Origin of the sequence: Leptospira hartskeerlii (assembly GCF_002811475.1) — a bacterium.
Classification (GTDB): Bacteria; Spirochaetota; Leptospiria; order Leptospirales; family Leptospiraceae; genus Leptospira_B; species Leptospira_B hartskeerlii.
Genome location: NZ_NPDL01000009.1, coordinates 130,125 through 152,295 on the forward strand (window position 1 = coordinate 130,125; position 22,171 = coordinate 152,295).

The window sequence follows — 22,171 nt, forward strand, 5'->3', positions numbered from 1 at the left end:
TCTTATTAGGCGTTCATACTACCTAAGAAGCTCTCGTTAGTCTTAGACTGCCTCATCTTCTCTAGTAATAATTCCATGCTTTCTGTGATGCTCATGGGAGAAAGTACTTTTCGGAGCACAAAGACCTTCTGGAGGGTCTCCTTTGGTAATAGGAGCTCTTCCTTTCTGGTTCCGGACTTGTTGATGTCAATCGCAGGGAAGATCCTCTTATCGGAAAGTTTCCGATCCAGGTGGATTTCCATATTACCAGTACCTTTGAACTCTTCGAAGATCACCTCGTCCATTTTAGATCCGGTGTCCACAAGTGCGGTTGCTATGATCGTGAGAGATCCACCCTCTTCGATATTTCGAGCGGCCCCGAAGAATCTTTTCGGTTTGTGAAGAGCATTCGAGTCCACACCACCTGAGAGTATTTTTCCGGATGTCGGGATGACCTGGTTGTAAGCACGTGCAAGACGGGTGATAGAGTCGAGTAGAATGACCACATCTCTTCCATGTTCTACAAGCCTTTTTGCTTTTTCGATCACCATCTCTGCAACTTGTACGTGGCGGGTAGCTGGTTCGTCGAACGTGGAACTTACTACTTCTCCCCTTACGTTACGAGCCATGTCTGTTACTTCTTCCGGACGTTCGTCAATTAAAAGAACGATCAGAGTCACTTCTGGATGATTGCTAGTAATCGCATTTGCAACATTCTGCATCAGGATTGTTTTTCCTGTTCTAGGTGGTGCTACGATGAGCGCTCTTTGTCCTTTTCCGATCGGGCACATCAGATCCACGATCCGAGTATCCAATTGAGAAGGATCATGCTCCATTCTCAATCTTTCGTTTGGATACAAAGGAGTAAGGTTGTCGAATAACGCACGTTTGCTTGCTACGTCCGGTGTGTATCCGTTTACGGTTTCCACACGAAGCATAGCGAAGAATCTTTCGGATTCTTTTGGAGGACGGATCTGCCCTTCGACTGTGTCTCCAGTCCTTAGTCCAAATAATTTGATCTGGGAAGGAGAAACATAAATATCATCCGGACCTGGAACGTAGTTATAGTCCGGAGATCTTAAAAATCCATATCCGTCGGGTAATCTTTCCATTACGCCGGCAGCATGGACTTGACCATCCCTCTCCGCTTGGGCTTGTAGAATGGCGAATATTAAGTTTTGCTTTTTTAGTCCGCCTGTATTCTCTACACCTAAATTCTTCGCAACTTCGATCAGTTCCGAGATAGATGTTTTCTTGAGTGCTACTAAATCTATAGGAGCAGGCGTAGGTCCCTCATAGGAACCTCGACGTCTTTTTCGGGAACGAATCTCCGCTGTTTCCGGATCATCTTCCGGTAAGTTTGGTTCTTCTTCGTTATTGTCGTTTTGTGCGTCGTTATTGTTGTTTTGATAGTTGTTTCGGGGCTTGGAGTCTCGTCTTGGGTTAGCCATGGAATACCGTTATTGGATTTGGAAGGAGTGCCTTCCTGTATTCATTTTTTTATTCGATTAAGAGCGGGTTTTGAAGGATCCGGGTAGTCGGTTCTTTTTTAAGCGACCGGGGAATCCCTTATTTTTTCAAACGAGCGTCTGCTCGGAAGAGAGGAAAGGGTCGGCTCTTAATGTGGACTATTTCCAGATTACAGGCTCTGTCAAGGATTTTATTTTTGCTTTGTCCTTTTTTTAGACGTAGATTTTTTCTTAGAACTTACCTGCTTTTTTTTAGATGCGGGCTTTGGTTTGGTTTCCGCGACAGCAGGTTTGTTTGCCGACTGAACTGCCTTTTTAGGAGGGCTCTGTTTGCCTGTTTTCTTTCTAGGGATCGGCTGGTCCTTATTCAATTTAAACTTACTAGTTAAATCCAAAAACTTAATTCTATTTTGTAGAGTGGTTCTTGGTACTCCCAGATCCAAGGCAGCATGAGAAACATTCTCTTGGTTTCTTTTAAGCGTATGATAAATATAACTTCCTTCCACTTCTTTTAACATTGTTTCGAGTGGAAGTTTTTGGTTAAATGCTTCTGTGACGGAGGGGAACTCAAATCCCTCACCATCCTGGCTGTTTAGTTTTGCGGAAGCCGGTGAGAAGTGATACAGATAGCCGAGTGGTTTTCCTTTTTGTTTTAGGATAGATACTCTTACAATACAATCCAGGTCGGGAAGAAATGTCTGAACGGAAAGTCTACCTTCTTCCAATCTAAGCTCGTGGTTTTTTAGATAATTTCCGAGTAGGTCCTTGGACATTTCTTTTAGTAGTTTTTCTGCCTGAAGAATGCTGTCTCTAAACCATTTTTTGACGAGTATGTCTTTTTCGAAAGTCTCGTTATAAAATACAGTATGTCCATCCAGGTCCGTCGCGATCAATCCATCCGGAAAGTTTTGGAGAAGAACTTCCATAAACCATTGGCTTTGTTTTGCTTTTTCTTCTTCCGTTCTTTGTGGAGAGACTTTTGGTTTTTCTGTCTCCTTAGCCATCCAAGAGGATCTGCTGAGTTCCGAGAGAAACCTAGGTTTATCCCAGTCTTCTAATTTTTCTCCAAAGGGACCTAATACCGGTATAGTTCTTTGTTTTTGGAAAAATGCTAGAACGGTTTCCGGAATTTCTCGGATTAAGAATTCCTCAGGGATCCTTTCGAATTCCCTCTCTGCAGCGCTTAAGTCTGCGAGTTCCATTAGAACTCTTTCTTTGGGGAGTAATCCTAGTAAGCCTGTTCCTTCTTCCCATACAGGTAAATGACTGGCAGGACTATAGAGAAAAAATTTATATAGAACTTCGATTCTCATTGGGAGAAGGAGGATATTTTCCTCCAGAATGACTCTTTTGAAGCCTAAGCGAGAAAATTCCTCTACTTTTTTGTACGCCGAGAATAGTTTTTTTACTTTGAGGCTATTACTTAACTAAACGGTTTGCTGCTTTTTTATATTCTTCAGGATAAGGAAGTTTGGATACTTTTAAGCTGGATAGAGAGTATTTTAAGGATCTTTTATATAGCACTAATGCGTAAAGATGGTTCCCGTCACGACGGAATTTATTTCCGGAAAGCCATTCTTCTCTCGCCATTCTGAAATAATCATTGGCTCTTTCTTCTTCTTTGGCGGTAAGCGGGTGATGTTCTTCCGATTCCATTTTTAAAAAACGGGATTCTTTTGCCACATGCTGCAGAAGTTTATCCGAAGAAGTTTCCGCAAATTCAGACCAACGTTTCATGGACTCAGGAAGCGCTCTTTCGAGTAACGCCAGGCTGTCTGATTTTTCCTGAACACTTCCTACTTTAGAAGCAGAGTTTAAGTCAGCGGAGTAATTTTCTATTTTTTGCAGGTCTTTTTTAAGCTCCGAGGATTCGAATGAATTACCGATCTCTCTCAAGACTCTTACTTTGGAATCTACCGATTTTTTTCTTTCTCTGAATCCTTGGGTGGACTGAGAAGAATAGATCCTTCCTGCAAGAATTGTCACCGCGATTAGGGAAAATACTACGAGCCATTTCCAAAATCGTCCGCCTTTCATCCTAAGGGAAATGATCTCGGCAGGAGTAGGAAGATCCATTAGTTGGTTCCGCCTTGTGCAGGAACAGGAGGTAGAGCTTCTTTTGCTTTAATATCGTCTACGCGGATCTCTTCATTACTTTTTTCTAAAAAAGAAACCCTTCCATTCGTAATAAAGCTATAATTATCATCATGGACTTCTAGTAGATCTACCGGATTGTCTTTTCCTTCTCCGGGAGGTGCTATCTTCGGCGAAAGTAATTCGTTGTCTATATAATCGATAAGAGTGTTTCGGATACGATCGTAGTCGGAAATATTTTCCTTCTCCGCAATATTTCTGACCTCATCCAGGTTCACAAATTGGAACTCACGTTTATCGTCATTCGGAGTTTTAGCTGCAATCATTGCAAGAAGTGCGAATCTTCTGGCTCTCCTTGCTACTTGTATTCCTTCTCCAAAGAGCACCAGCTTTACTCTGAATTGATAAGGAGAAGAATTATAAGCTGTAGTAAAATTATCCTCAGAGGCTTTTAGATCTCGGAAGCCAAGTTTCAATAAATGTTGTGCGATCTTATCGTTGGAACGAATGATCATTGGAGAAGCAGCTTCCAGAAGAGTACGAGCTGTCTTAATATAATTTTCGTGAACTACCTGGAAGATATCCTTCATCTCCCCTTGTGCAGCCTTCAGATTTTTATAAGATAAACTATAGTTACTCTGGAAATACCACATATTTCCGTTGAAGTCAGCTTGGTTTGCCTTCTTAAACGATCTATAATTGTCTAAAGTATTCAGTTTTTTGAAAAGTTCACCCTGGCTGCCTGCAGTTGCAGTTTGTCCGGATTGAGCATTCTCTGCAGCGGTTGCCACCCCTGCTTGGGATTTAGGTCCTGCGCCTTCTTCCAAAGGTGGTGCAAGGTTACTCACACAAATGTTGATGAACTTTATATTTATCTTATTCTCATCAATCAGGATGGCGAGATTTGTTTGGTCGGGAGAAACCGCGTAAGTCCTATCCGTGAAAAAAATCGGCGCCGCAGCGAATATAAAAAGAAGAATGCGTGTATATTTCGAACCCATAGCTTTCCCTACTAGTAGTCTATCGGCAGGGTTTCAAAATGTATATTCTCTTTTTTTTAAGGAAAAGCGCCCTTAAAGAGCGCTGATCCTGCGGATTGCCTCGATCACGTCGTCTTTTTTACCAAAGGCGGAAAGTCTGAAGTAACCTTCTCCCGCGGGTCCGAAACCGGAGCCTGGAGTTCCTACCACCTGTGCTTTATCCAATAACTGGTCGAAGAAATCCCAAGAGCTAAGATTATTCGGAGTTTTGAGCCAAATATATGGAGCGTTTACCCCACCGAATACTTCGTACCCTGCTTTGATCAAACCTTCTCGGATCAATTTGGCGTTAGCCATATAAGTATCGATGCTCGCACGGATCTCTTTTTTCCCTTGAGGAGAATAAATTGCCTCGGCGGCTTTCTGGGTCACATAAGAAACGCCGTTGAATTTGGTAGTATGTCTTCTGCTCCAAAGTTGTCCTATAGGAACTTCCTGGCCGTCTTTTGTTTTTCCCTTTAATTCTTTAGGGATAACGATGTAAGCACAACGAAGTCCTGTAAATCCAGCGGTTTTTGAGAAGGAACGGAATTCTATGGCTACTTCTCTCGCTCCCTCTACCTCATAAATGGACCTTGGAACTCCTGGTTCAGAGATGAATGCCTCATAAGCAGAATCGTAAAGTATGATACTATTATTCTTTTTTGCGTATTCCACCCAAGCCTTGAGAGATTCTTTAGAAGCTACTGTTCCGGTTGGATTATTAGGAAAACATAAATAGATCAAATCAGGTCTTTCTTTCGGAAAATCGGGCTGAAATCCATTCTCTTTCGTGGAAGGCATATAGATCAGGTTGGCGTATCTTCCATCGGGGCCAGCTTCTCCGGTTCTTCCCGCCATCACGTTAGTGTCTACATAGACAGGATATACTGGATCTCCGATTGCGATCTTAGCATCCTGGGAGAATATTTCTTGGATATTTCCGCAGTCACATTTGGATCCGTCGGAAACGAAAATTTCACTCTCGTCCAGTTTTACACCAAGAGGAGCATAGTCATTATCTGCGATCGCTTTTAGTAGGAAAGAATATCCTTGCTCGGGCCCATATCCGTGGAATCCTTCCGGAGTTCCCATTTCTTTGGAAGAAGAAACGAGTGCATCCACAACAGCAGGAGCCAAAGGAAGAGTAACGTCCCCTATCCCGAGTCGTATGATCTTTGCATTAGGATGTTTTTCGGAATAAACTTTTACTCTTCTTGCGATCTCCGGGAAAAGATATCCCGCTTTTAATTTCAGATAATTTTCGTTTATATTCGCCATTGAATTATTCGTAATCCTCGTCTATGTTTTGGATCGGTTTGCGTCCAGCAAAACCCTCGTCGTATCCGTGTTCGAAAAGGAGATCCTCTTCTCCCAGATGCCAACAATAATAACCTTTTCCGTTGTCGAAATCCACAAGCCAAAGTCCTTTAACTTCTATACCAAGTTCCCGGATCTTTCCGGACCAATCTACCAGTAACTCTTCTACCTTGGTCTCTCTGGCTTCTTGTTCATTCTCTTGGTATAAACCGCTTTTCAGTTCTTGGTGGATCTTTCCCACGGTTTCGTAAAATTCTTCCGTGATGGATCTGACATAGGGCAGAATTTTACGCGCTTCTTCGTATGTCCAGATCTTACGTTCCATTCTACTCCGTTTAAAAACGAACGCCTAGCGAAAGACAGAGTAACGTCATTCTGCTTACAACTCCGTATTTTGCCTGACGGAAGTATGCAGCGTTCGGAAGATCGTCCACATCTGTAGAGAGCTCATTCACTCTCGGAAGAGGATGAAGAACAATGGTCTCTTTTTTAGATGCAAGTATTAATTCTTTGTTCAACTTGAAGGATTCTTTTAATCTTTCGTATTCTCTATGATCCGGAAATCTTTCTTCTTGGATGCGGGTCACATAAGCGACATCACAATCCCAGACTTTCTTGATATCGTCCGATTCCTCGAAAGTGATCGGGAATCCTGCAAGTCCCTTCTTATAAGACTCAGGAAGTGAAAGTTCAGGCGGAGAAATCAGGTACAAGTGAACTTTATAATGGCGGAGAAGATTGATCAAACTATGGATCGTTCTTCCATATTTTAGATCTCCGATAAATGCAAGAGTGAGTCCGTCTAATTTTCCTTTTTCGGAAATGATCGTATAAAGATCGAGTAGTGCTTGAGTTGGATGTTGTCCAGCTCCATCTCCGGCATTGATGACAGGGATCTTGACTGCACCCGCAGCAATTCTAGATGAACCTTCCACAGGATGTCGGATCACTGCGATGTCTGCGTAAGCTTCTACCATTTTCATGGTATCGTATAATGTCTCACCTTTAGAAATGGAAGAAAATTGGAAACCTACTGTGGAGATTACCCTTCCCCCCAATCTTTCCATGGCAGCTTCGAATGAAAGTCGGGTCCTTGTTGAAGCTTCAAAAAAAAGAGAAGCCAGAAGTTTGCCTTCTAAAATTCCAAAGGCCTTATTTTGCTCCACCAGCCTTTCCATCTCACGAGTTCTCTCGACTAAAAAGTCCAGATCCTCTTTGGAGAACTGGTCCGTATCCAGGATATTCTTATGCTCGTACGCCATTTTCTGGACAGATTGATCTGGCCGGACTCGGAGGCAAGAGAATTAAAGGGGGTCAATTTCGAACGGTTTCGTACAGAGAACACTGAGGCTGGGCTCACGCAAAGCCGCAAAGTTTAGAAGAGATTTTCGTAATTTGGAAAACTATATCTTCTTTTCTTAGCGCCTTAGCGTGAAAGACTCTGTGCTCCCTTTTATTAATGGTGCTTAGGTTCCGGCTTTGTTTTAAATCCTAACTTAGCTCTCAAATGACTGAAGACCGAAAGTGTTACAGGAACATAGAGTAAACTTCCGAGAGTTCCGAATCCAAGTCCCCAACCTAATGCCAAAGTCATCGGGATTAATACCGGATCCGATCCTCCCACGCTATACGCAGTAGGAAGAAGTCCCGCAACTGTAGTCAAGGTAGTCAACAAGATCGGACGGAACCTTCTGCGGCTAGCTTCGACTAAGATCTCATCCAGAGGCGCGTTCGAAGATTTACGAATAGAATCGATACAATCCACGAGCACGATAGATGCGTTTACAAGAACTCCCGCAAGTCCGATGATCCCAATCATTGCCAAGAAGCTGAACGCTTTTCCGGACAATACGAATCCTGCTACGATCCCTACGAATCCAAGTGGGATCGTACTCAAGATCAGAAGAGGCCTTACCACATTCTGCAAAGTTAATGCTAGAATGATAAAGATCCCGAGTAAAGCAATGAGTCCTGCTTTTCCGAGAGAGGCCATGGATCTTTGTGTGTCCTTCTCTTCTCCACCAAATACGATGGAAACTCCGGGGTATTGTCTTTCGATCAAAGGTTTAAACTCATCTATCACCTTTTGGTTCGCCTCCCTCGAAGTCATACCTGTTTCGATCTTGATATCCGCGTTTACTGTGACCGCTCTTTCAAAATCCCTATGAGAAAGTAATTCAGGAGAATCCTTCAGATCCATTCTGGAAATTTTTGCAAGGTTTGTGATATTTCCGGCCTTGTTCCTGAGAGGAATACTTTTTACTTCTTCCGGATTTTTCCGGAAGTTCTTATCATACATTACTCTCAGATAAATTTTAGTTTTCCCTTGACGAACGTTACCCGCTCTCTCTCCATCATAGGCTGTTCTTAGCATGTTTGCTGCGGAGAAGGTAGATACTCCCGTAAAACTTTCCAAACCCTCATCCAGCTGGATGTACATCTGTTTGCGTCCGTTCCTATAATCATCTCGGACGGAATGTACACCCTTGATACCTTTTAAGAAAGATTGTAGATCTGCGGAAACTTTTTTGAGAACCTCATAATCCTTTCCGAGTATTCCAATTGTAATGGGTGCACCGATCGGAGGTGCCATCGCCTGTTCTTCCAAATACACATCGGAGAGTCCTGGTGTTTTTCGGATATCATCCTCGATGGAAGCTAATATTTCAGAGGCCTTTCGTACCCTTTTTGATTCTGGAGTCAGATACACTAGGATCACTCCTAAATTTTCTCCGAATCTGGAGAGTGGATCGTTCGGCTCAGACTGTTGCACACCGATCTTGGTAGAATAACTTACCAATTCATCTTTAGGGATTTTCTTCAGAATTTCTTCCATATACTTCATTTTTTCCTTAGTTTGGAATATCCTGGAAGAAGGAGGAAACTCCGCTTTAATTAAGAAGATCTCAATATCTTCCTTCGGAAAAAGAATAAAGTCCATCTGGGACATGACTCCGCAGGAACCCATTACAATAAATATGATCGCGAAGAAAGATTTGTTCCGATTTCGGATCATAAAAGCCACGAAATCGGTAAATCTTTCCTCCATTCTTGCGAAGAATGTATCTAAAGATTTTCTGAAATTAGAAGTTTTCTTCAGTTCATCCGGAGTTTTTGCAAATGCTGCAATTCTCGCGGGAAGAAATAAGAACGACTCGATCAAGCTCGCAGTTAATGCAATGATCACAACGAGTGGGATCTGCCAGATAAATTTTCCCATGATCCCGGCCATAAATAACATCGGAAGGAATGCTGCTACAGTAGTGAGATAAGATCCAAAGATCGGCACTAACATCTCAGTGGTTCCTTTCAAGGCAGCGGACGTTTTGTCCATCTTCTCGCCTAGGTAGGTATAAATATTTTCCGAAATTACAATGGAATTATCCACGAGCATCCCGAGTGAGATGATAAGTCCCATCATGGAGATCATGTTAAAAGATACATCGAAGAAAGGAAGTGCTGCAAATGTCATTAGCATCGAGAGAGGCAATGACATGGAAGTCAAGGTCGCAGTTCTGAAATCTAAGAACAAAAACAAAATCCCAAAAACGATCAAAAATCCGATGAGCGCATTCGAAGAAACCACATTCAATCTATTCTTGGTCCTTTTCGCTTCATCGTTTAATTTGAATGTTTTAATTCCTTCAGGATAAATTTTTTCCAGTTCCTTTAATCTAACTTGGACATTGTCTGCGACTTCAATCGCATCCGCTCTTTCTTTTTTGATCACAGAAAGGATCAAGCCTTGTTGTCCATTCGCGATCGCAAGAAATCTTGGGTATTCGAAAGTATCTTCTACCCTTGCTAAATTTCCGATACGAACAGTTGAGAATATGTCATTCGTCCTAACTGGGATCTTTCCAATTTCCGAAGGCTGTTTAAATTCTCCGTCAATCCTCAAATCGAATGCATCTTCTGAATCTACGGAACCTGCAGGTAAATTGATATTTCTAGTCCGGATCGTTCTTGTGATATCGGAAAGATCCAATTGGTATTGTTTCAACCTGTCCGCATTTACAAGAATATGCCACTCTCTATCACGTTTTCCGAATACGTCTACTCTGGCTACTCCTGGGATCTTCTCCAGTTCCAGTTCTATAAATTCAGCGATTGTATGAAGCTCAATCTCGTCCGTACCACCATAAACAGAGAAGTCCATGATCGGAAAGGAACCTGATTTTCTTTCCGTAATTTTAGGTTTTTCGGTTACCTGAGGAGGAAAATCGGAGATTGCATTGTCTACTGCTCTTCGGATCTCATCCAAAACTTTTTCAGGATCCGTCTCTTCTAAGCTTACACGTACGTCTATATCGGAAACAGAGTTACGAGAGAAGGAACGGATCTCATCTATACCGTCTATCTCTTTGATCTTTTCCTCAATAGGATACGTTACCCGTAATTCCACATCCGCAGGAGAAGCTCCCGGGAATTTTGTGGTGATCACGAGCTGCTTCATATCCACATTTGGAAAAGCGTCTCTGCGCAAACCGCAAAGGGACATTCCCCCCGCAGCAACAATGAATATGACTCCCAAATACATGAAGAGTCTATTGTGAATGAAAGATTGTATTATTGTTCTCATATGTTTTCTTTTTATTTAGAAATTTTTCCATCCAAAGGTTCTAAGAGCCCGCCCCATTGGCTCCACGCTTGTTTTATAAAACTTTTGTCCCAGGTTTCTCCGCAAACCTCCATCTGTTTAGGTAATCGATCCCAAGAACATCCTGGGAATCGGTGATGAATCCTATGATAATTAAAATGTAAAAAGAACGTACTTACCGTTTTCGGCAGAGTTAAATTAAAGGCGGAATTCTTATCATCAATTTCTTTCCCGTAATGATACGCATTATCGAAAAATGATATAAAGAAGGACCTGCTCAGAAGTAGGAATACCAACAAAGGCCAATTACTTCCAAACAACCAGAAAGAAGGAATGTAAATTGCCAAGATCCAAAAAATATCCTTTCTTAATTCTTCCAAAATTTCAGGACGATAGATCCACTTAAAAAAACCTTCTTCTATCGGGTACTCGATGAAACGGTCTACGATACGTTTTGTCCAACGAGAAGGCAGCGAAAGTAGGAGCCCTGTCCCTACTTCAAAAATGTACGTCGCCACAGTAATTCTGAAATAATAGTTTAGACTTTGGAACCATCTTGGTTTCCAAGATTTGTGATCATAAAATTCTATCCGATCACCAGGTTCTCTATTGAACTTATGGTGCATCAGATGACTACATTTCAGAACTGAATAAGGAGCCCCGAACACGATACAAAGAAACCTTCCCCAAAAATGATTCTGTTTTCTTTCGTTCGAAAAATTCCCATGGATACTTTCATGGATCAGATTCCAAAAAGTATAGGATACCGGTCCCAAGGCCGCAGCAAAAACCCAAGCGGCCCAATAAGGAAAACCACCCAATAAGAGTCCCAATGGCAACAAAAAATGGAAGCTTATAAATAATAATAGGATCACGAGCGAAAGTATTCTATTTTTCGCAAATGGTAGATCTCTGATTTGGATAGAAGCTTCCATTTAGGATAGAACGGATGAGAGGGGAATTTTCTGCAAGCAACCTGTTGAACTAAGACGTGGCGACATCGGTCGGTTTGAAAAAAAAGGTTCGATCTTATTCAACCGGGAAGTATAGAAATAAATTGATTCTGTTTATTCTTTGGAAAAAAATCGGCTCCAAAAATGTTACAAGAGGTCCAAAACAACAATATGAGTTTAATATTCCATTCTACGACTCTCTTACTCGCAATTTCATTTTTCTATTGTTTTCCACTGGATCCAGAAAGAGTAAAGTCCCCCAGTTATAGAGAAGGTAGATATCATAATTTAGATCCGGACGAAGAATTGCAGGGAAAGTCTCCTTTAGCGATCCTACGTTGGAAACTCTTGGGACCTAAAGATCCTCCTGCAGTAGAAGGACTTACCGAAGAACTTCCTATAGTGCTCGAAAGAAACTCTAAGGACCTAGTCGCTCCCGAAGGAAAAGTCAGAGTGGTATGGTTCGGACATGCCACAGTTTGGATCTCTTCTACCTTTAAAGGGAAAACAGTAAATGTTCTGACGGATCCTATCTTTGAAGCTCCAATCCTAGTAAATAGGCTAGTCAAACTTCCTATCCCAAAAGAGGATCTTCCTCTAGTGGACTTTGTGGTAGTAAGTCATGCTCATAGAGACCATCTCGACCGGGATACATTGAGATATTTGAGAAGTAAAAATCCGAACTTACAGATACTTCTTCCCTCTGGAATGAAATCATTTTCGGAAGAAGAAAATTTAGGATCTACTGTTTCCCAAGAGTTGGGCCAGGTTAGCACAAAAGAATCCGTAAAAATCACATTTCTTCCTGCACACCACTGGAGTAGAATGGGGTTCACTGACACGAACCAATACTTTTGGGGAAGTTATTCCTTAGAAGCGCAGGGAAAGATCATCTACTTTGCGGGAGATACTGGATATTCTTCTCATTTTAAGAATATCTCGGAACGTCTGGGAAAACCGGTGGATCTTGCACTTCTTCCTATCGGGGCTTATAAACCAAGATGGTTTATGAAATACGCGCATATCGGACCGGAGGAAGCGTTGGTTGCGACCAAGGATCTGAATGCAAAGTCATTTGCACCGATCCATTGGGGGACATTTCCTTTAGGAGATGATCTACCAAAGGAGCCTATGTTGGACCTCAAACAAAGACTTACCTTCCCTTCTTCTCCCGATACAAAAGGACTCTATCCTACTTCGGATGGAATTTCCTGGGGAAGTAAAGACGGGGTCAAAATTGTACCTTGGACTATAGGCAGCGGCATAGACTTGGAATGATTTGGAAATTTATATCGTAAGAAAAAACATAGCCTCCCGGAACTATTCCTGAATTCTGGCATAGAACTGTGTCCCGGAGGCTTTCCGTCCAAAATGAGATCCGAAACTAAATCGTCGTCATTCCTTCATTATATTATCTTAATACTACTAACCTTCTCCACTTCTCTATTTGCTGTAGGAGGAGAAGCACCTTTTAGCTTGGCCCAGGCAAAAACGGACTCTCAACCGGAACGATCAAAAAAAGAAGAAAGAAGAGTGGACCAAAGAAAAGGTCGCTGGTCCTTCCAATGGGGATATAACAGAGATTCTTATACTCAAAGTGATATCAACTTTAAGGGACCTGGATATCATTTTACATTAAAAGATGTGGTTGCCAGGGACAAACCGGAACAATTTTCCACAGACGTATATCTGAATCCCTCACTTTGGGAAATTCCACAGTACAATTTTAAACTTACTTACTATCTAACGGACAATCTGTTCATCGCATTCGGACAAGATCATATGAAATATGTAATGTCCAGAGGACAGGCTGCAAACATAAGCGGATACATAGATCCTAACGCAATAGAATGGGCAAGACTTCATACTTCTTTCGAATCTGCTCCTTATGCATTATTATTTCCTAATAATATAAATCAGTTCGCAGGATACCATGGAGGAGAAACAATCAATATCACTCCGGATTTCCTGAAATTCGAACATACAGACGGACTCAATTATCTATTTGTAGATGTTGGATACGTGGCACCACTCTGGGTTTCTCCAAATGGAGAGAACGCACTCAGCTTAGTTGGTTCAGTCGGAGGTGGTCCGGTAGTTTGTAGAAGTGATGTAAGACTTTTTGGAGAAGGTCATAATAATCGATTCCATCTTTCCGGATACGGAGTCTCCGGATATTCCGCACTTAGGATCGACTTGTTCAAATCCTTCTTCTTTGAATTCGGAGCAAAAGGTGGATATATAGATCTAACAAGTATCTACACAAACGGAAAATCCAAAGACCGCGCCACACAGAATTTCGGATTTGTGGAAATGATTGCCTCCGCAGGCATCACTTTTTAAACTTTCCCGACATGATCTCAGGACTACAAGGTTCTATCCGAAAACTAGAAGTAGGCTCCGTGCACTTAGATGTTCACGGAGTAACTTATGAAATCGTAATTTCATTCAAGACCTATTGGGAACTGAAAGAATTCCAAACTTCCGCAAAAGAAGTCCGACTTCATATCCATCACTCCATCACCGAAAGAGGACAAAAGCTTTTCGGATTCTTACAAGAAAGAGATAAAGAATTTTTTAAAGTAATGAAAGGCTTGCACGGAATCGGAGAAATGACCGCGCTCAAAGTATTATCCTTCTTCAGTCCCTGGGAATTGCATAAGATCGCTTCTTCCGGAGAAGCAAAGGACTTGGAAAAAATTCCGAAGGTCAGAGCCAAGACTTCCGAGAAAATATTTTTCGAAGTAAAACAAAACCTGAAAAAACTGGAGCTATTTTTAGAAGCAGGGCCGGAAGATCCATCTATCCCGCAAACTTCCAAAGAAAAACTTCCTTCTCCTGAAGATCGTTTTAAAGAAACAGCAGTGCAAGCACTCGTTCAATTGGGTTTCGAAGACAAGTCTGCTCTCAAGGAAGTGGAGAAGGTCCTTAAAAAACAAAACTTCACGGATACAGGAGAACTGATCCGAGAAATATTAAAGAATCTTTAAGTAGATCGCGCGGGGGAATCATTCCTATGTTGGAATTCCAACATCGCGCGCATTTAAAAAAATCGCGCGGAATCAATATTCCGCGCCTTCTTTCTCACCTCGCCAAGAACCAATACACGGCCAGACCTAAATAATTCCCTACCGCATAACCGATCAGTCCCGTTAAGATTCCCAAAATCAGCACCCCTTTATTCCCAATCGCCGCAGCAACAGAAGGCACAAACGCAGGACCATAAATGCTGGAAACAGAAGTGATAATCCAAGTATCCACAGGGATCTTAAACAAAATTCCGAAAATCAAATGAAGAAGGATCGCAATCGACATAGTCGCAAGCACGATTAAAAGAACACCGGAAGCACCCTTAACCAAACTTCCGAAATCCGCCAAAAAACCGATGGCAACAGAGAATATTAGAATAAAATAATATCCGACAGGATAAATATCCAAACTTCTTACTTTTTTAGAAAATGATATCCCGATTCCCCACGTAGTAATTCCCAAAAGGATGAAGGGTGCAGAAGCAGTTCCGAAAATTACTTGAGAGATCCCGAGAGAAGCACCAAGTCCCAAAATGGAGAGAACAATTCCTAATAACAAACTTACGACTGGATTTTTAGGGGAAACCTTAGCTTCTGAAACTGCTCCTTCTTCGACCTCCCCTACAACCTCAGGCTTTAGAAAAATAGAATATACTTTTTTGGAAAAACTAAGCAGAAATAAAAGATAAGTCCCGCCAATCAAAAGATCCACCGTGTTCACGAGTGCAATTGTTGCCTTGCCTGCATCCAGCGCCAGACCGATCGCATTTGAATTCGGAGTTCCTCCCGTATATAAGCCAGCAAGCATCCCGCCTATTTTGGAAGATTCAGGATGTAGAGAGCTTAAGAAAAATCCTACGGAAACGGAAGAGATCGCGACAGCAATACAGGAAAGAAAGAAGGAGAATAATGCAAGTCTTGCTTCTTTAATTCCTCGTCCAAAATCGGAAGAAGCAAGTAAGAGCGGGATCGCGATTGGAATAGAAATTTCGGAAACTGATTCTGCAATCTTCTTAGGCAAAAACTCACTTGGGATCAAGTTACCTAATATAATTCCGGAAGCGTAACATAGAACGACGGGACCTAAAAACCCAAGCCATTTGTGCTTCTTGGAAAGACTTCCTGCCAACCATGGAAATCCCAGAATGAATCCTAAAAATAAAACAGAGATTATCCAATGGAATACTTCAGACATTCTTCTCTCCTGATCTTTTTCCGAATGTATCGAAAGATCTCCGGGACTATCCCAAATCCCATCCTCATAAATAACAGATTTAATTCTGCTATATTGAATTTTGCTAAAAATTCAGGCCAATAAACTGGGTCATAGAATCATATATTGATCCTCTCTAAAAGTCGAAAAAATCCTGCAAAATCGGCGATTCCGAACAGTTTATCGCAGCCAAATTCCAGGTTAGGAGTTCCTACCTGAAAAAATTTCCGATTTTGGGCCGACCCTGGTGAAAAAAACTTGTAAGAAATACTTCATATTCAAAGTAATATACTTTAATAATAAACTATTAATTCCTAAATTAATAGAAGGAAGTATTCAAAATGTTAGAAACACTTTTAGCAACCAGCAACGATATCGTCCCACTGGTCTTAAGATTAACCCTCGGGATCGTAATCTTCCCACATGGCGCACAAAAATTATTGGGTTGGTTCGGTGGTTACGGCTTCAAAGGAACCTACGGTTATTTTACTCAAACAGCAGGACTTCCAGGGATCATCGCTTTCTTAATCATCATAGGTGAATCATTCGGTTCCGTAGCGCTGGTCCTCGGACTGCTCACTCGTGTTTCCGCAATCGGTATCGGCATTATCATGCTTGGAGCGGCACTACTCGTTCACAGAGAACATGGATTTTTCATCAACTGGTTCGGAACTCAAAAAGGGGAAGGTTATGAATTCCAAATATTAGCCATCGGACTTGCGATCGCTTTAGCAATCGTAGGTGGCGGAGCTTACTCCTTGGATCTTGCTATCCTTTCTTCACTCTAATCTTATAAATCCTCCCTGCATTATGCCTCCGGAGGATTTTTCATGTACTACCCGCCAGGGATGCGAAGGACTTTAGTCCCGCAGGGACGAGCCCGAAGCAGCCCAGTCCCGCCCCAGGCGGGAGGCGGCCAAAACCCGTTGGACCAAGGTTTGTCTTAGCATTTCAATGCCCTTGTGGGAACTCCTACCGAAAGGGGATGGACAGGATTCTTCCAGGTAAAATCCTTAGAAAAAGCATTCCAAACTGAACTCACATCCAAAAAAACAAGGTTGATTCATGAAAATTCACGAGTACCAGGCCAAGGAAATCCTGAGACGCCATAACGCCAAAGTTCCTTTCGGCGTAGTAATTGATAAAAAAGAAGACGGTGCAAAAGCCCACGAAGAAGTTTCTTCCAAAACGGGAGCTTCTGTTGTAGTCGTAAAAGCCCAAATCCATGCCGGTGGTAGGGGAAAAGGCGGTGGAGTTAAAGTTACCAAAACGAAAGAAGACGCATTAGCAGCTATCGATAAGATCCTGGGCATGCAGCTTATCACTCCTCAAACAGGTCCTGAAGGTAAAAAAGTTTTAAAAGTTTATCTCGAGCAAGGGATCAATATCGCGAAGGAATTTTATTTAAGCGTATTATTAGATCGTGCGATCCGCAAAACAATCATCATGGCTTCGACCGAAGGTGGTATGGAGATCGAAGAAGTTGCTGAAACTCATCCTGAAAAGATCCTAAAGATCGCTATCGATCCAGGTATCGGATTACAACCGAACCAAGCTTCTCAACTCGCTTTCGACCTGGGACTTCCTACTGAATCTCATAAATCTTTCAAAGCTCTTCTTACTTCCGTTTATAATGCTTATATTAAAGAAGATGCATCTTTATTAGAGATCAACCCTTTGATCCTTACAAAAGAGAACGAAATCGTTGCGGGTGACTGTAAGATGGATTTAGATGAGAACGCTCTTTATCGCCATCCTGAAAACGCTGCATTTAGAGACATTTCCGAAGAAGATCCTTTGGAAGTACAAGCCAGCGAATATAATATCAACTATGTTAAGTTAGATGGGAACATCGGCTGTATGGTAAACGGTGCCGGTCTTGCAATGGCAACCATGGACATCGTCAAACTTGCCGGTGCTGAACCTGCAAACTTCCTAGACGTAGGTGGTGGAGCTAACGTTACTACTGTTACCAACGGATTCAAACTGATCTTAGGCGATCCGAACGTGAAAGGGATCTTTGTAAATATCTTCGGAGGTATTGTTCGCTGCGACAGAGTAGCAAACGGGATCATCGAAGCGGCTAAAGCTGTAAATATCCACGTTCCGTTAGTCGTTCGTCTGAAAGGGACCAACGCGGAAGAAGGAAAAAGGATCTTAAACGAATCCGGTCTCAACATCATCGCGGAAGAAGATCTTCGTACCGCGGCCAAAAAAGTGGCGGAAGCCATTAAATAAAAAACATAAGGTTAACTTAATATAACATGGCAGTATTAGTAGATAACAATACGAAAGTCGTAGTACAAGGTATTACCGGAAAAGAAGGTTCTTTCCATGCGCAGCAGATGATCGAATACGGAACCAATGTAGTCGGCGGTGTCACTCCAGGAAAAGGGGGACAAAAAGCGGACTTAGTAGGTAAGGCAGTTCCGGTATTCAACAGTCTAAAAGACGCGATGGAAAAAGAAGGTGCGAATGCATCTATCATTTTCGTTCCGCCTCCATTTGCAGCTGACGCTATCTTAGAGGGAATTTTTAACGAGATCCCTTTAGTGGTATGTATTACTGAAGGAATTCCAACGCACGATATGCTAAAAGTGTATAGCGCTTTAAGAAATTCCAAAACCAGACTGATCGGACCGAATTGTCCTGGGATCATTTCCCCTAAATACAATGTAAAGATGGGGATCATGCCAGGCTTCATTCACCAAGCAGGAAGTATCGGTATTGTTTCTCGTTCCGGAACCTTAACTTACGAATCAGTTGCTCAACTTAGCCAACACGGTTTAGGACAATCCACCGTGATCGGTATCGGTGGAGATCCAGTTCCAGGAATGAATCACACGGAAGCAGTCAGACTTCTGAACGAAGACCCTGAAACTAAAGGGATCGTGATGATCGGAGAGATCGGCGGAACCTCGGAAGAGGAAGCAGCTGCTTACATCAAAGCGAATGTTAAAAAACCTGTAGTAGGATTTATCGCAGGCCAAACTGCACCTCCTGGAAAAAGGATGGGACATGCCGGCGCGATCATCAGTGGAGGAATGGGAACAGCTTCTTCCAAGATGAAAGCTATGCAGGATGCAGGTATTTCAGTTTGCCAATCTATCGCCGAAGTCGGCGAAAAAATGAAAAAAGCATTAGGTTAATCTAATACTTTAGATCGGGAGGAAAGGTTATGAAATTAGAAAAAGGGAATTTTTGGACCAAAACATTGAGCGGGAAGACGATCTCCGTCTTTTTAGTTTCGAGCCTCATCCTCCTTTCAGGTTTTTCCGGAGTATTCTCCCAAGAGAATAGATCCGGAAAAGTTTTGAAGTTAACCACAGAAGAGACAGTGAAAAGAGCTCTCGATAGTAACTTCAAACTACAAAACTTACGATACGAATTGGCAAAATCCGATTCGAGCTACTTAAAAGCCGAATCCCAATATTCTTGGAGATTAGTAGCCGACGGAAGTTTTAGACAAACAGTTCTTCCTTTAAACCAGAACAACGTCTTTACCGGAACAAAAACTTCCGATGATACGATCAAAGGAGGGATTGAAAAAACGATCCGTGCAACCGGAACCTACTTCAAGTTAGAAGCAGGAAACAGAAGATTCGACTCCAACGCCTTCGAGGATAAGAGTAACCCTCTTACTTCCAGTTTCGCAGGACTCGCACTTCCTCCTCTTTATACCGGATTTATCACTGCTACAGTTTCCCAAGACCTATTAAAGAACTCATTCGGTTATAAGGGAAGAAACCAGGAAAAGATCCTGGACAACCAAAAAGAAATGGCAAAAAACCAGGTCTCTTTACAGATCTCGGAAGCGATCGTAGGATCTCTTGTGGATTTCTGGGACTACTCAGTTAAATTACAGTCCTTAAAAACATTCCGCAGATTAAAAGAGAACGTAAGCAATATTCGAAATCTTACAGTGCGTAAACAAGGGTTAGGACTTTCAGAAGGATTCGAAGTTAACCAATGGAACGCTCTACTCGCGCAAGCAGATAGCCAATTAGAAACCGCAGTCGTTCAAAAAGACGAAGCAAAAAGAAAATTAGCTCGTACTTTAAAATTAGAGAATGATTCCGATCTTTCCGAAGAGACAGACCTTATGGAAGAAATTCCTGAGAAACCTGACTACAATAAAGACCTAGAGATCGCTTACAAAAAGAGAGCGGATTATCTGAACGCAGTCAGAGAAAAAGAGATCGCTGAACTTATGCTAAAGAATGCAAAAAGTGATCAGTTGCCTGCTCTTACACTTTCTGGATCCGCTTCTTCTCAGGCTCAGACAATTACAAGTCCTGATAAAAATTTTATGGACGCAACTGACGGTGTTCAGTCAGCGCGATACAAAGACTTCAACGGAAAAGTAAGTTTCTCTTATCCATTATTCGATAAGGGAGTTGCTGCAGGAAGAAGAGACTCCGAAATTGGAGTTCGCCAAGCTAGCTTAAAAGAAACTGAAGTTAAGAATGAAGTAAGAGACGATCTGAGAGGAAGGATCGATTCTTTAGAAGCTAGTTATAAAATTTATAAAAACTCCATAGTCACCGAAAAAGAAACCCAAAACTATTATAACGGTGTGGTCCGAAGCTTCCAACAAGGAAGAGCGGATGCAGTCGCAGTTAAGAATGCTTTGGATACTTTGGTGAGAGACCAGCTCAGTCTTACTCAAGCAAAAGTGAATTTCAATATAGATCTAATGAGATACTATATCGCTAAGAATATGCTTTTAGAAAGATTCGACCTAGATGCAGAAAAACTGATTCCGCATTTGGATTAATAGGTTTTGTAGTTCTCATTGAAACGCGGATTTTTCCTTTCTATATTCGGGATCGTATTATTCGGGCTAATCGTTTGGCTTACCATTCGCTTTTGGCCCAAACCTTCCGACACCATTTACGAGTATTATAAAAAGGAAAAATGGGAGAAAGTAATCTCCTTAGTAAAAAAATCCAGCTCCCCTACTCCTGAAGATCTTTTTTACGGTTCCCAATCTCTTCTTAGATTGAATGCGGAACTGATCACTAAAGATGCAGAAGACAGAGCAAAAATTTCAGCAAGACTCCAAAAAGAAAATGGGATAGGTTCAGGCAAATCTCTAGAATCTACAGGAGAATTTCCCGTATTCGAAGATCCTTTTATTCTACAACTTAGACCAGGTGGATACTGGAGACAAAAAGCAATTCTCTCCAGAGCGGAGATCGCGGGAGAATGGGAAGACGATATTCAATTCTTACGCGATCTAAAAGAGCTGATCCGAAGTAACCCAGTCACGTTAGGAATTTCTTCCTATTCTTCCGTGCTTAAAAAAGTTATAAGAAGAGAGACCAAACTTTCAGACGGAGACCAGATCAAACTTTCGGAACTATTAGGTTTTCTCTCGGTAAGAGAAGATTCTACGTTACTCGGTTCTAGATTTAAGAATACCGGAGAGAATACGAATCTCAGAACCGGACCTGGAACGGAAAACCCTGGTAAGACACGTCTAAAAAAAGGACTCTTACTTTATGCGTTAGACAAGGACCCTCGTTCTGAAACAGTCCAAGGAAGAAAAGGAAATTGGGTCCAAGTATATATTCCTGAATTACAAATCTCAGGTTGGATCTTCTCACACTTCTTAGAAGAAGATCCTTATTCTACTGCAAAAGCAGAAGAAACATTTGCGGAATTCTCTCAATCCGAAAAAAGCCAAGCCTGGGACTTTGCATTTTGGACGGAAGATAAAATCCCTCCTGGATTTCATGGAGAATACATTCCTACTGAAAAGTTAGCCTTAGATGGAGATTACGGAATCGTATTACATAGATCTAAAACTGGAAAATACAAAGAGATCTGCAGGATTGTAGAAGAACCTTTTAGATCCTTAGAATTTTTAACAGCAAGTTTAAGCGGAGAAGAATCCGTTCCGATTTTTAAACTATATTCAGGAAGACCCGGCGAGTGGAAGTCCGCTTACCTAATCGACCTTGACAGAGAGAGTATTTCCATCAATAGGAACAAGTATATACTTGGAAATGCGGGTGGAAAGAAGCGATTCCAACTTGGAATTTTTTCAGTAAACGGGACGACTTCAGCGTCTCTATTAGTAGGAGAAAAAACCGTATTACAGGGAATTTCTCCCGAAGAAGAGGGTTCCTCTACTGAAGGAGTTCTATTCAAACTATGCCTGCAACAAGCGGATAAAAAGTCCGATTCGAATGCGGCAGCGTTCCAATTTAAGTTTTTATTTTGATCATAGGATCGAGCGAGGAAAATCAAGTGCCTACTTACGATTATAGATGCAAGGCTTGCGGACAAACTTTTGAACATTTTCAATCCATGAAGGACGACCCGATCACTACTTGTCTTCTCTGCGGTAAAACTGGAGAAGTAGATAGATTAATCTCCAACGTAGGGGGAATCATCTTTAAAGGATCCGGATTCTACGTAACAGATAATAAATCGTCTTCCAAAAGTTCCGAATCCTCCACCGGCTCTTCCGGTTCTTCTTCCAACTAA

Annotated in this window: 19 protein-coding genes; 9 read left to right on the top strand and 10 right to left on the bottom strand. The window is 41.9% G+C overall.

Features of this window, described 5'->3' with window-relative positions:
- Positions 1-5: 5 nt before the first annotated feature.
- The 9 genes from rho to CH352_RS16310 form a co-directional block, all read right to left on the bottom strand.
- On the bottom strand, positions 6-1,430 hold the full coding sequence (rho, locus tag CH352_RS16270) for a transcription termination factor Rho (RefSeq protein ID WP_100707907.1): 1,425 nt from the start codon (positions 1,428-1,430) through the stop codon (positions 6-8).
- Positions 1,431-1,639: 209 nt separating this feature from the next.
- Positions 1,640-2,761 (bottom strand): helix-turn-helix domain-containing protein, encoded by a 1,122-nt coding sequence (locus tag CH352_RS16275; protein ID WP_100707908.1) that lies wholly within the window; start codon positions 2,759-2,761, stop codon positions 1,640-1,642.
- A gap of 106 nt (positions 2,762-2,867) precedes the next feature.
- A complete protein-coding gene (locus tag CH352_RS16280; RefSeq protein ID WP_100707909.1) occupies positions 2,868-3,524 on the bottom strand; it encodes a PROCN domain protein in 657 nt (218 codons plus the stop codon).
- On the bottom strand, positions 3,524-4,543 hold the full coding sequence (locus CH352_RS16285; protein ID WP_100707910.1) for an adhesin OmpL37 family surface protein: 1,020 nt from the start codon (positions 4,541-4,543) through the stop codon (positions 3,524-3,526). Before CH352_RS16285 ends, CH352_RS16280 begins: the two co-directional genes overlap by 1 nt.
- A gap of 72 nt (positions 4,544-4,615) precedes the next feature.
- Positions 4,616-5,842, bottom strand: a complete 1,227-nt coding sequence (locus tag CH352_RS16290; protein ID WP_100707911.1) for an LL-diaminopimelate aminotransferase — start codon at positions 5,840-5,842, stop codon at positions 4,616-4,618.
- 4 nt (positions 5,843-5,846) lie between these two features.
- A complete protein-coding gene (locus CH352_RS16295; protein ID WP_100707912.1) occupies positions 5,847-6,206 on the bottom strand; it encodes a DUF2203 domain-containing protein in 360 nt (119 codons plus the stop codon).
- Between the two features lie 10 nt (positions 6,207-6,216).
- On the bottom strand, positions 6,217-7,143 hold the full coding sequence (gene pyrB / locus CH352_RS16300) for an aspartate carbamoyltransferase (RefSeq protein ID WP_100707913.1): 927 nt from the start codon (positions 7,141-7,143) through the stop codon (positions 6,217-6,219).
- Positions 7,144-7,337: 194 nt separating this feature from the next.
- Positions 7,338-10,463, bottom strand: coding sequence for an efflux RND transporter permease subunit (locus CH352_RS16305; protein ID WP_100707914.1), 3,126 nt, complete (start codon positions 10,461-10,463; stop codon positions 7,338-7,340).
- A gap of 11 nt (positions 10,464-10,474) precedes the next feature.
- Entirely contained in the window at positions 10,475-11,416 is a 942-nt protein-coding gene (locus tag CH352_RS16310) for a fatty acid desaturase family protein (RefSeq protein ID WP_100707915.1), read from the bottom strand.
- 189 nt (positions 11,417-11,605) lie between these two features.
- Here CH352_RS16310 and CH352_RS16315 point away from each other — a divergent pair, with 189 nt between their 5' ends.
- From CH352_RS16315 to ruvA, 3 genes are all read left to right on the top strand, one after another.
- On the top strand, positions 11,606-12,712 hold the full coding sequence (locus CH352_RS16315) for an MBL fold metallo-hydrolase (protein ID WP_244283365.1): 1,107 nt from the start codon (positions 11,606-11,608) through the stop codon (positions 12,710-12,712).
- 93 nt (positions 12,713-12,805) lie between these two features.
- Positions 12,806-13,777, top strand: coding sequence for a hypothetical protein (locus tag CH352_RS16320; protein WP_100707917.1), 972 nt, complete (start codon positions 12,806-12,808; stop codon positions 13,775-13,777).
- A gap of 11 nt (positions 13,778-13,788) precedes the next feature.
- Positions 13,789-14,424, top strand: coding sequence for a Holliday junction branch migration protein RuvA (gene ruvA / locus CH352_RS16325; RefSeq protein WP_100707918.1), 636 nt, complete (start codon positions 13,789-13,791; stop codon positions 14,422-14,424).
- Between the two features lie 94 nt (positions 14,425-14,518).
- Here ruvA and CH352_RS16330 read toward each other — a convergent pair whose 3' ends face one another.
- Positions 14,519-15,658, bottom strand: coding sequence for a DUF819 family protein (locus CH352_RS16330; protein WP_100707919.1), 1,140 nt, complete (start codon positions 15,656-15,658; stop codon positions 14,519-14,521).
- A 359-nt stretch (positions 15,659-16,017) separates the two neighbouring features.
- On the opposite strand from CH352_RS16330, the gene CH352_RS16335 reads away from it, so the two are divergent.
- From CH352_RS16335 to CH352_RS16365, 6 genes are all read left to right on the top strand, one after another.
- Positions 16,018-16,464 carry a DoxX family protein gene (locus CH352_RS16335; RefSeq protein ID WP_100707920.1) on the top strand — a complete coding sequence of 149 codons (447 nt, stop codon included), beginning with the start codon at positions 16,018-16,020 and terminating at the stop codon, positions 16,462-16,464.
- Between the two features lie 277 nt (positions 16,465-16,741).
- Positions 16,742-17,914: an ADP-forming succinate--CoA ligase subunit beta gene (gene sucC, locus CH352_RS16345; RefSeq protein WP_100707921.1), complete on the top strand. Its 1,173-nt coding sequence runs from the start codon at positions 16,742-16,744 to the stop codon at positions 17,912-17,914.
- A 26-nt stretch (positions 17,915-17,940) separates the two neighbouring features.
- The gene (gene sucD, locus CH352_RS16350; protein WP_100707922.1) at positions 17,941-18,825 is read left to right on the top strand and encodes a succinate--CoA ligase subunit alpha; all 885 of its coding nucleotides are present in this window, start codon (positions 17,941-17,943) and stop codon (positions 18,823-18,825) included.
- A gap of 29 nt (positions 18,826-18,854) precedes the next feature.
- Positions 18,855-20,453: a TolC family protein gene (locus CH352_RS16355; protein WP_100707923.1), complete on the top strand. Its 1,599-nt coding sequence runs from the start codon at positions 18,855-18,857 to the stop codon at positions 20,451-20,453.
- 18 nt (positions 20,454-20,471) lie between these two features.
- The gene (locus CH352_RS16360) at positions 20,472-21,905 is read left to right on the top strand and encodes an SH3 domain-containing protein (protein ID WP_100707924.1); all 1,434 of its coding nucleotides are present in this window, start codon (positions 20,472-20,474) and stop codon (positions 21,903-21,905) included.
- Positions 21,906-21,931: 26 nt separating this feature from the next.
- Positions 21,932-22,171 (top strand): FmdB family zinc ribbon protein, encoded by a 240-nt coding sequence (locus CH352_RS16365; RefSeq protein ID WP_100707925.1) that lies wholly within the window; start codon positions 21,932-21,934, stop codon positions 22,169-22,171.

Bases quoted from the DNA above. Each gene is read 5' to 3' on its own strand.
- CH352_RS16330 (WP_100707919.1), bottom strand. From the start codon at position 15,658: ATGTCTGAAGTATTCCATTGGATAATCTCTGTTTTATTTTTAGGATTC.
- rho (WP_100707907.1), bottom strand. From the start codon at position 1,430: ATGGCTAACCCAAGACGAGACTCCAAGCCCCGAAACAACTATCAAAAC.
- ruvA (WP_100707918.1), top strand. From the start codon at position 13,789: ATGATCTCAGGACTACAAGGTTCTATCCGAAAACTAGAAGTAGGCTCC.
- CH352_RS16295 (WP_100707912.1), bottom strand. From the start codon at position 6,206: ATGGAACGTAAGATCTGGACATACGAAGAAGCGCGTAAAATTCTGCCC.
- CH352_RS16290 (WP_100707911.1), bottom strand. From the start codon at position 5,842: ATGGCGAATATAAACGAAAATTATCTGAAATTAAAAGCGGGATATCTT.
- CH352_RS16280 (WP_100707909.1), bottom strand. From the start codon at position 3,524: ATGGATCTTCCTACTCCTGCCGAGATCATTTCCCTTAGGATGAAAGGC.
- CH352_RS16320 (WP_100707917.1), top strand. From the start codon at position 12,806: ATGAGATCCGAAACTAAATCGTCGTCATTCCTTCATTATATTATCTTA.
- CH352_RS16335 (WP_100707920.1), top strand. From the start codon at position 16,018: ATGTTAGAAACACTTTTAGCAACCAGCAACGATATCGTCCCACTGGTC.
- CH352_RS16305 (WP_100707914.1), bottom strand. From the start codon at position 10,463: ATGAGAACAATAATACAATCTTTCATTCACAATAGACTCTTCATGTAT.
- CH352_RS16275 (WP_100707908.1), bottom strand. From the start codon at position 2,761: ATGAGAATCGAAGTTCTATATAAATTTTTTCTCTATAGTCCTGCCAGT.
- CH352_RS16355 (WP_100707923.1), top strand. From the start codon at position 18,855: ATGAAATTAGAAAAAGGGAATTTTTGGACCAAAACATTGAGCGGGAAG.
- CH352_RS16310 (WP_100707915.1), bottom strand. From the start codon at position 11,416: ATGGAAGCTTCTATCCAAATCAGAGATCTACCATTTGCGAAAAATAGA.
- pyrB (WP_100707913.1), bottom strand. From the start codon at position 7,143: ATGGCGTACGAGCATAAGAATATCCTGGATACGGACCAGTTCTCCAAA.
- sucC (WP_100707921.1), top strand. From the start codon at position 16,742: ATGAAAATTCACGAGTACCAGGCCAAGGAAATCCTGAGACGCCATAAC.
- CH352_RS16285 (WP_100707910.1), bottom strand. From the start codon at position 4,543: ATGGGTTCGAAATATACACGCATTCTTCTTTTTATATTCGCTGCGGCG.
- CH352_RS16315 (WP_244283365.1), top strand. From the start codon at position 11,606: ATGAGTTTAATATTCCATTCTACGACTCTCTTACTCGCAATTTCATTT.
- sucD (WP_100707922.1), top strand. From the start codon at position 17,941: ATGGCAGTATTAGTAGATAACAATACGAAAGTCGTAGTACAAGGTATT.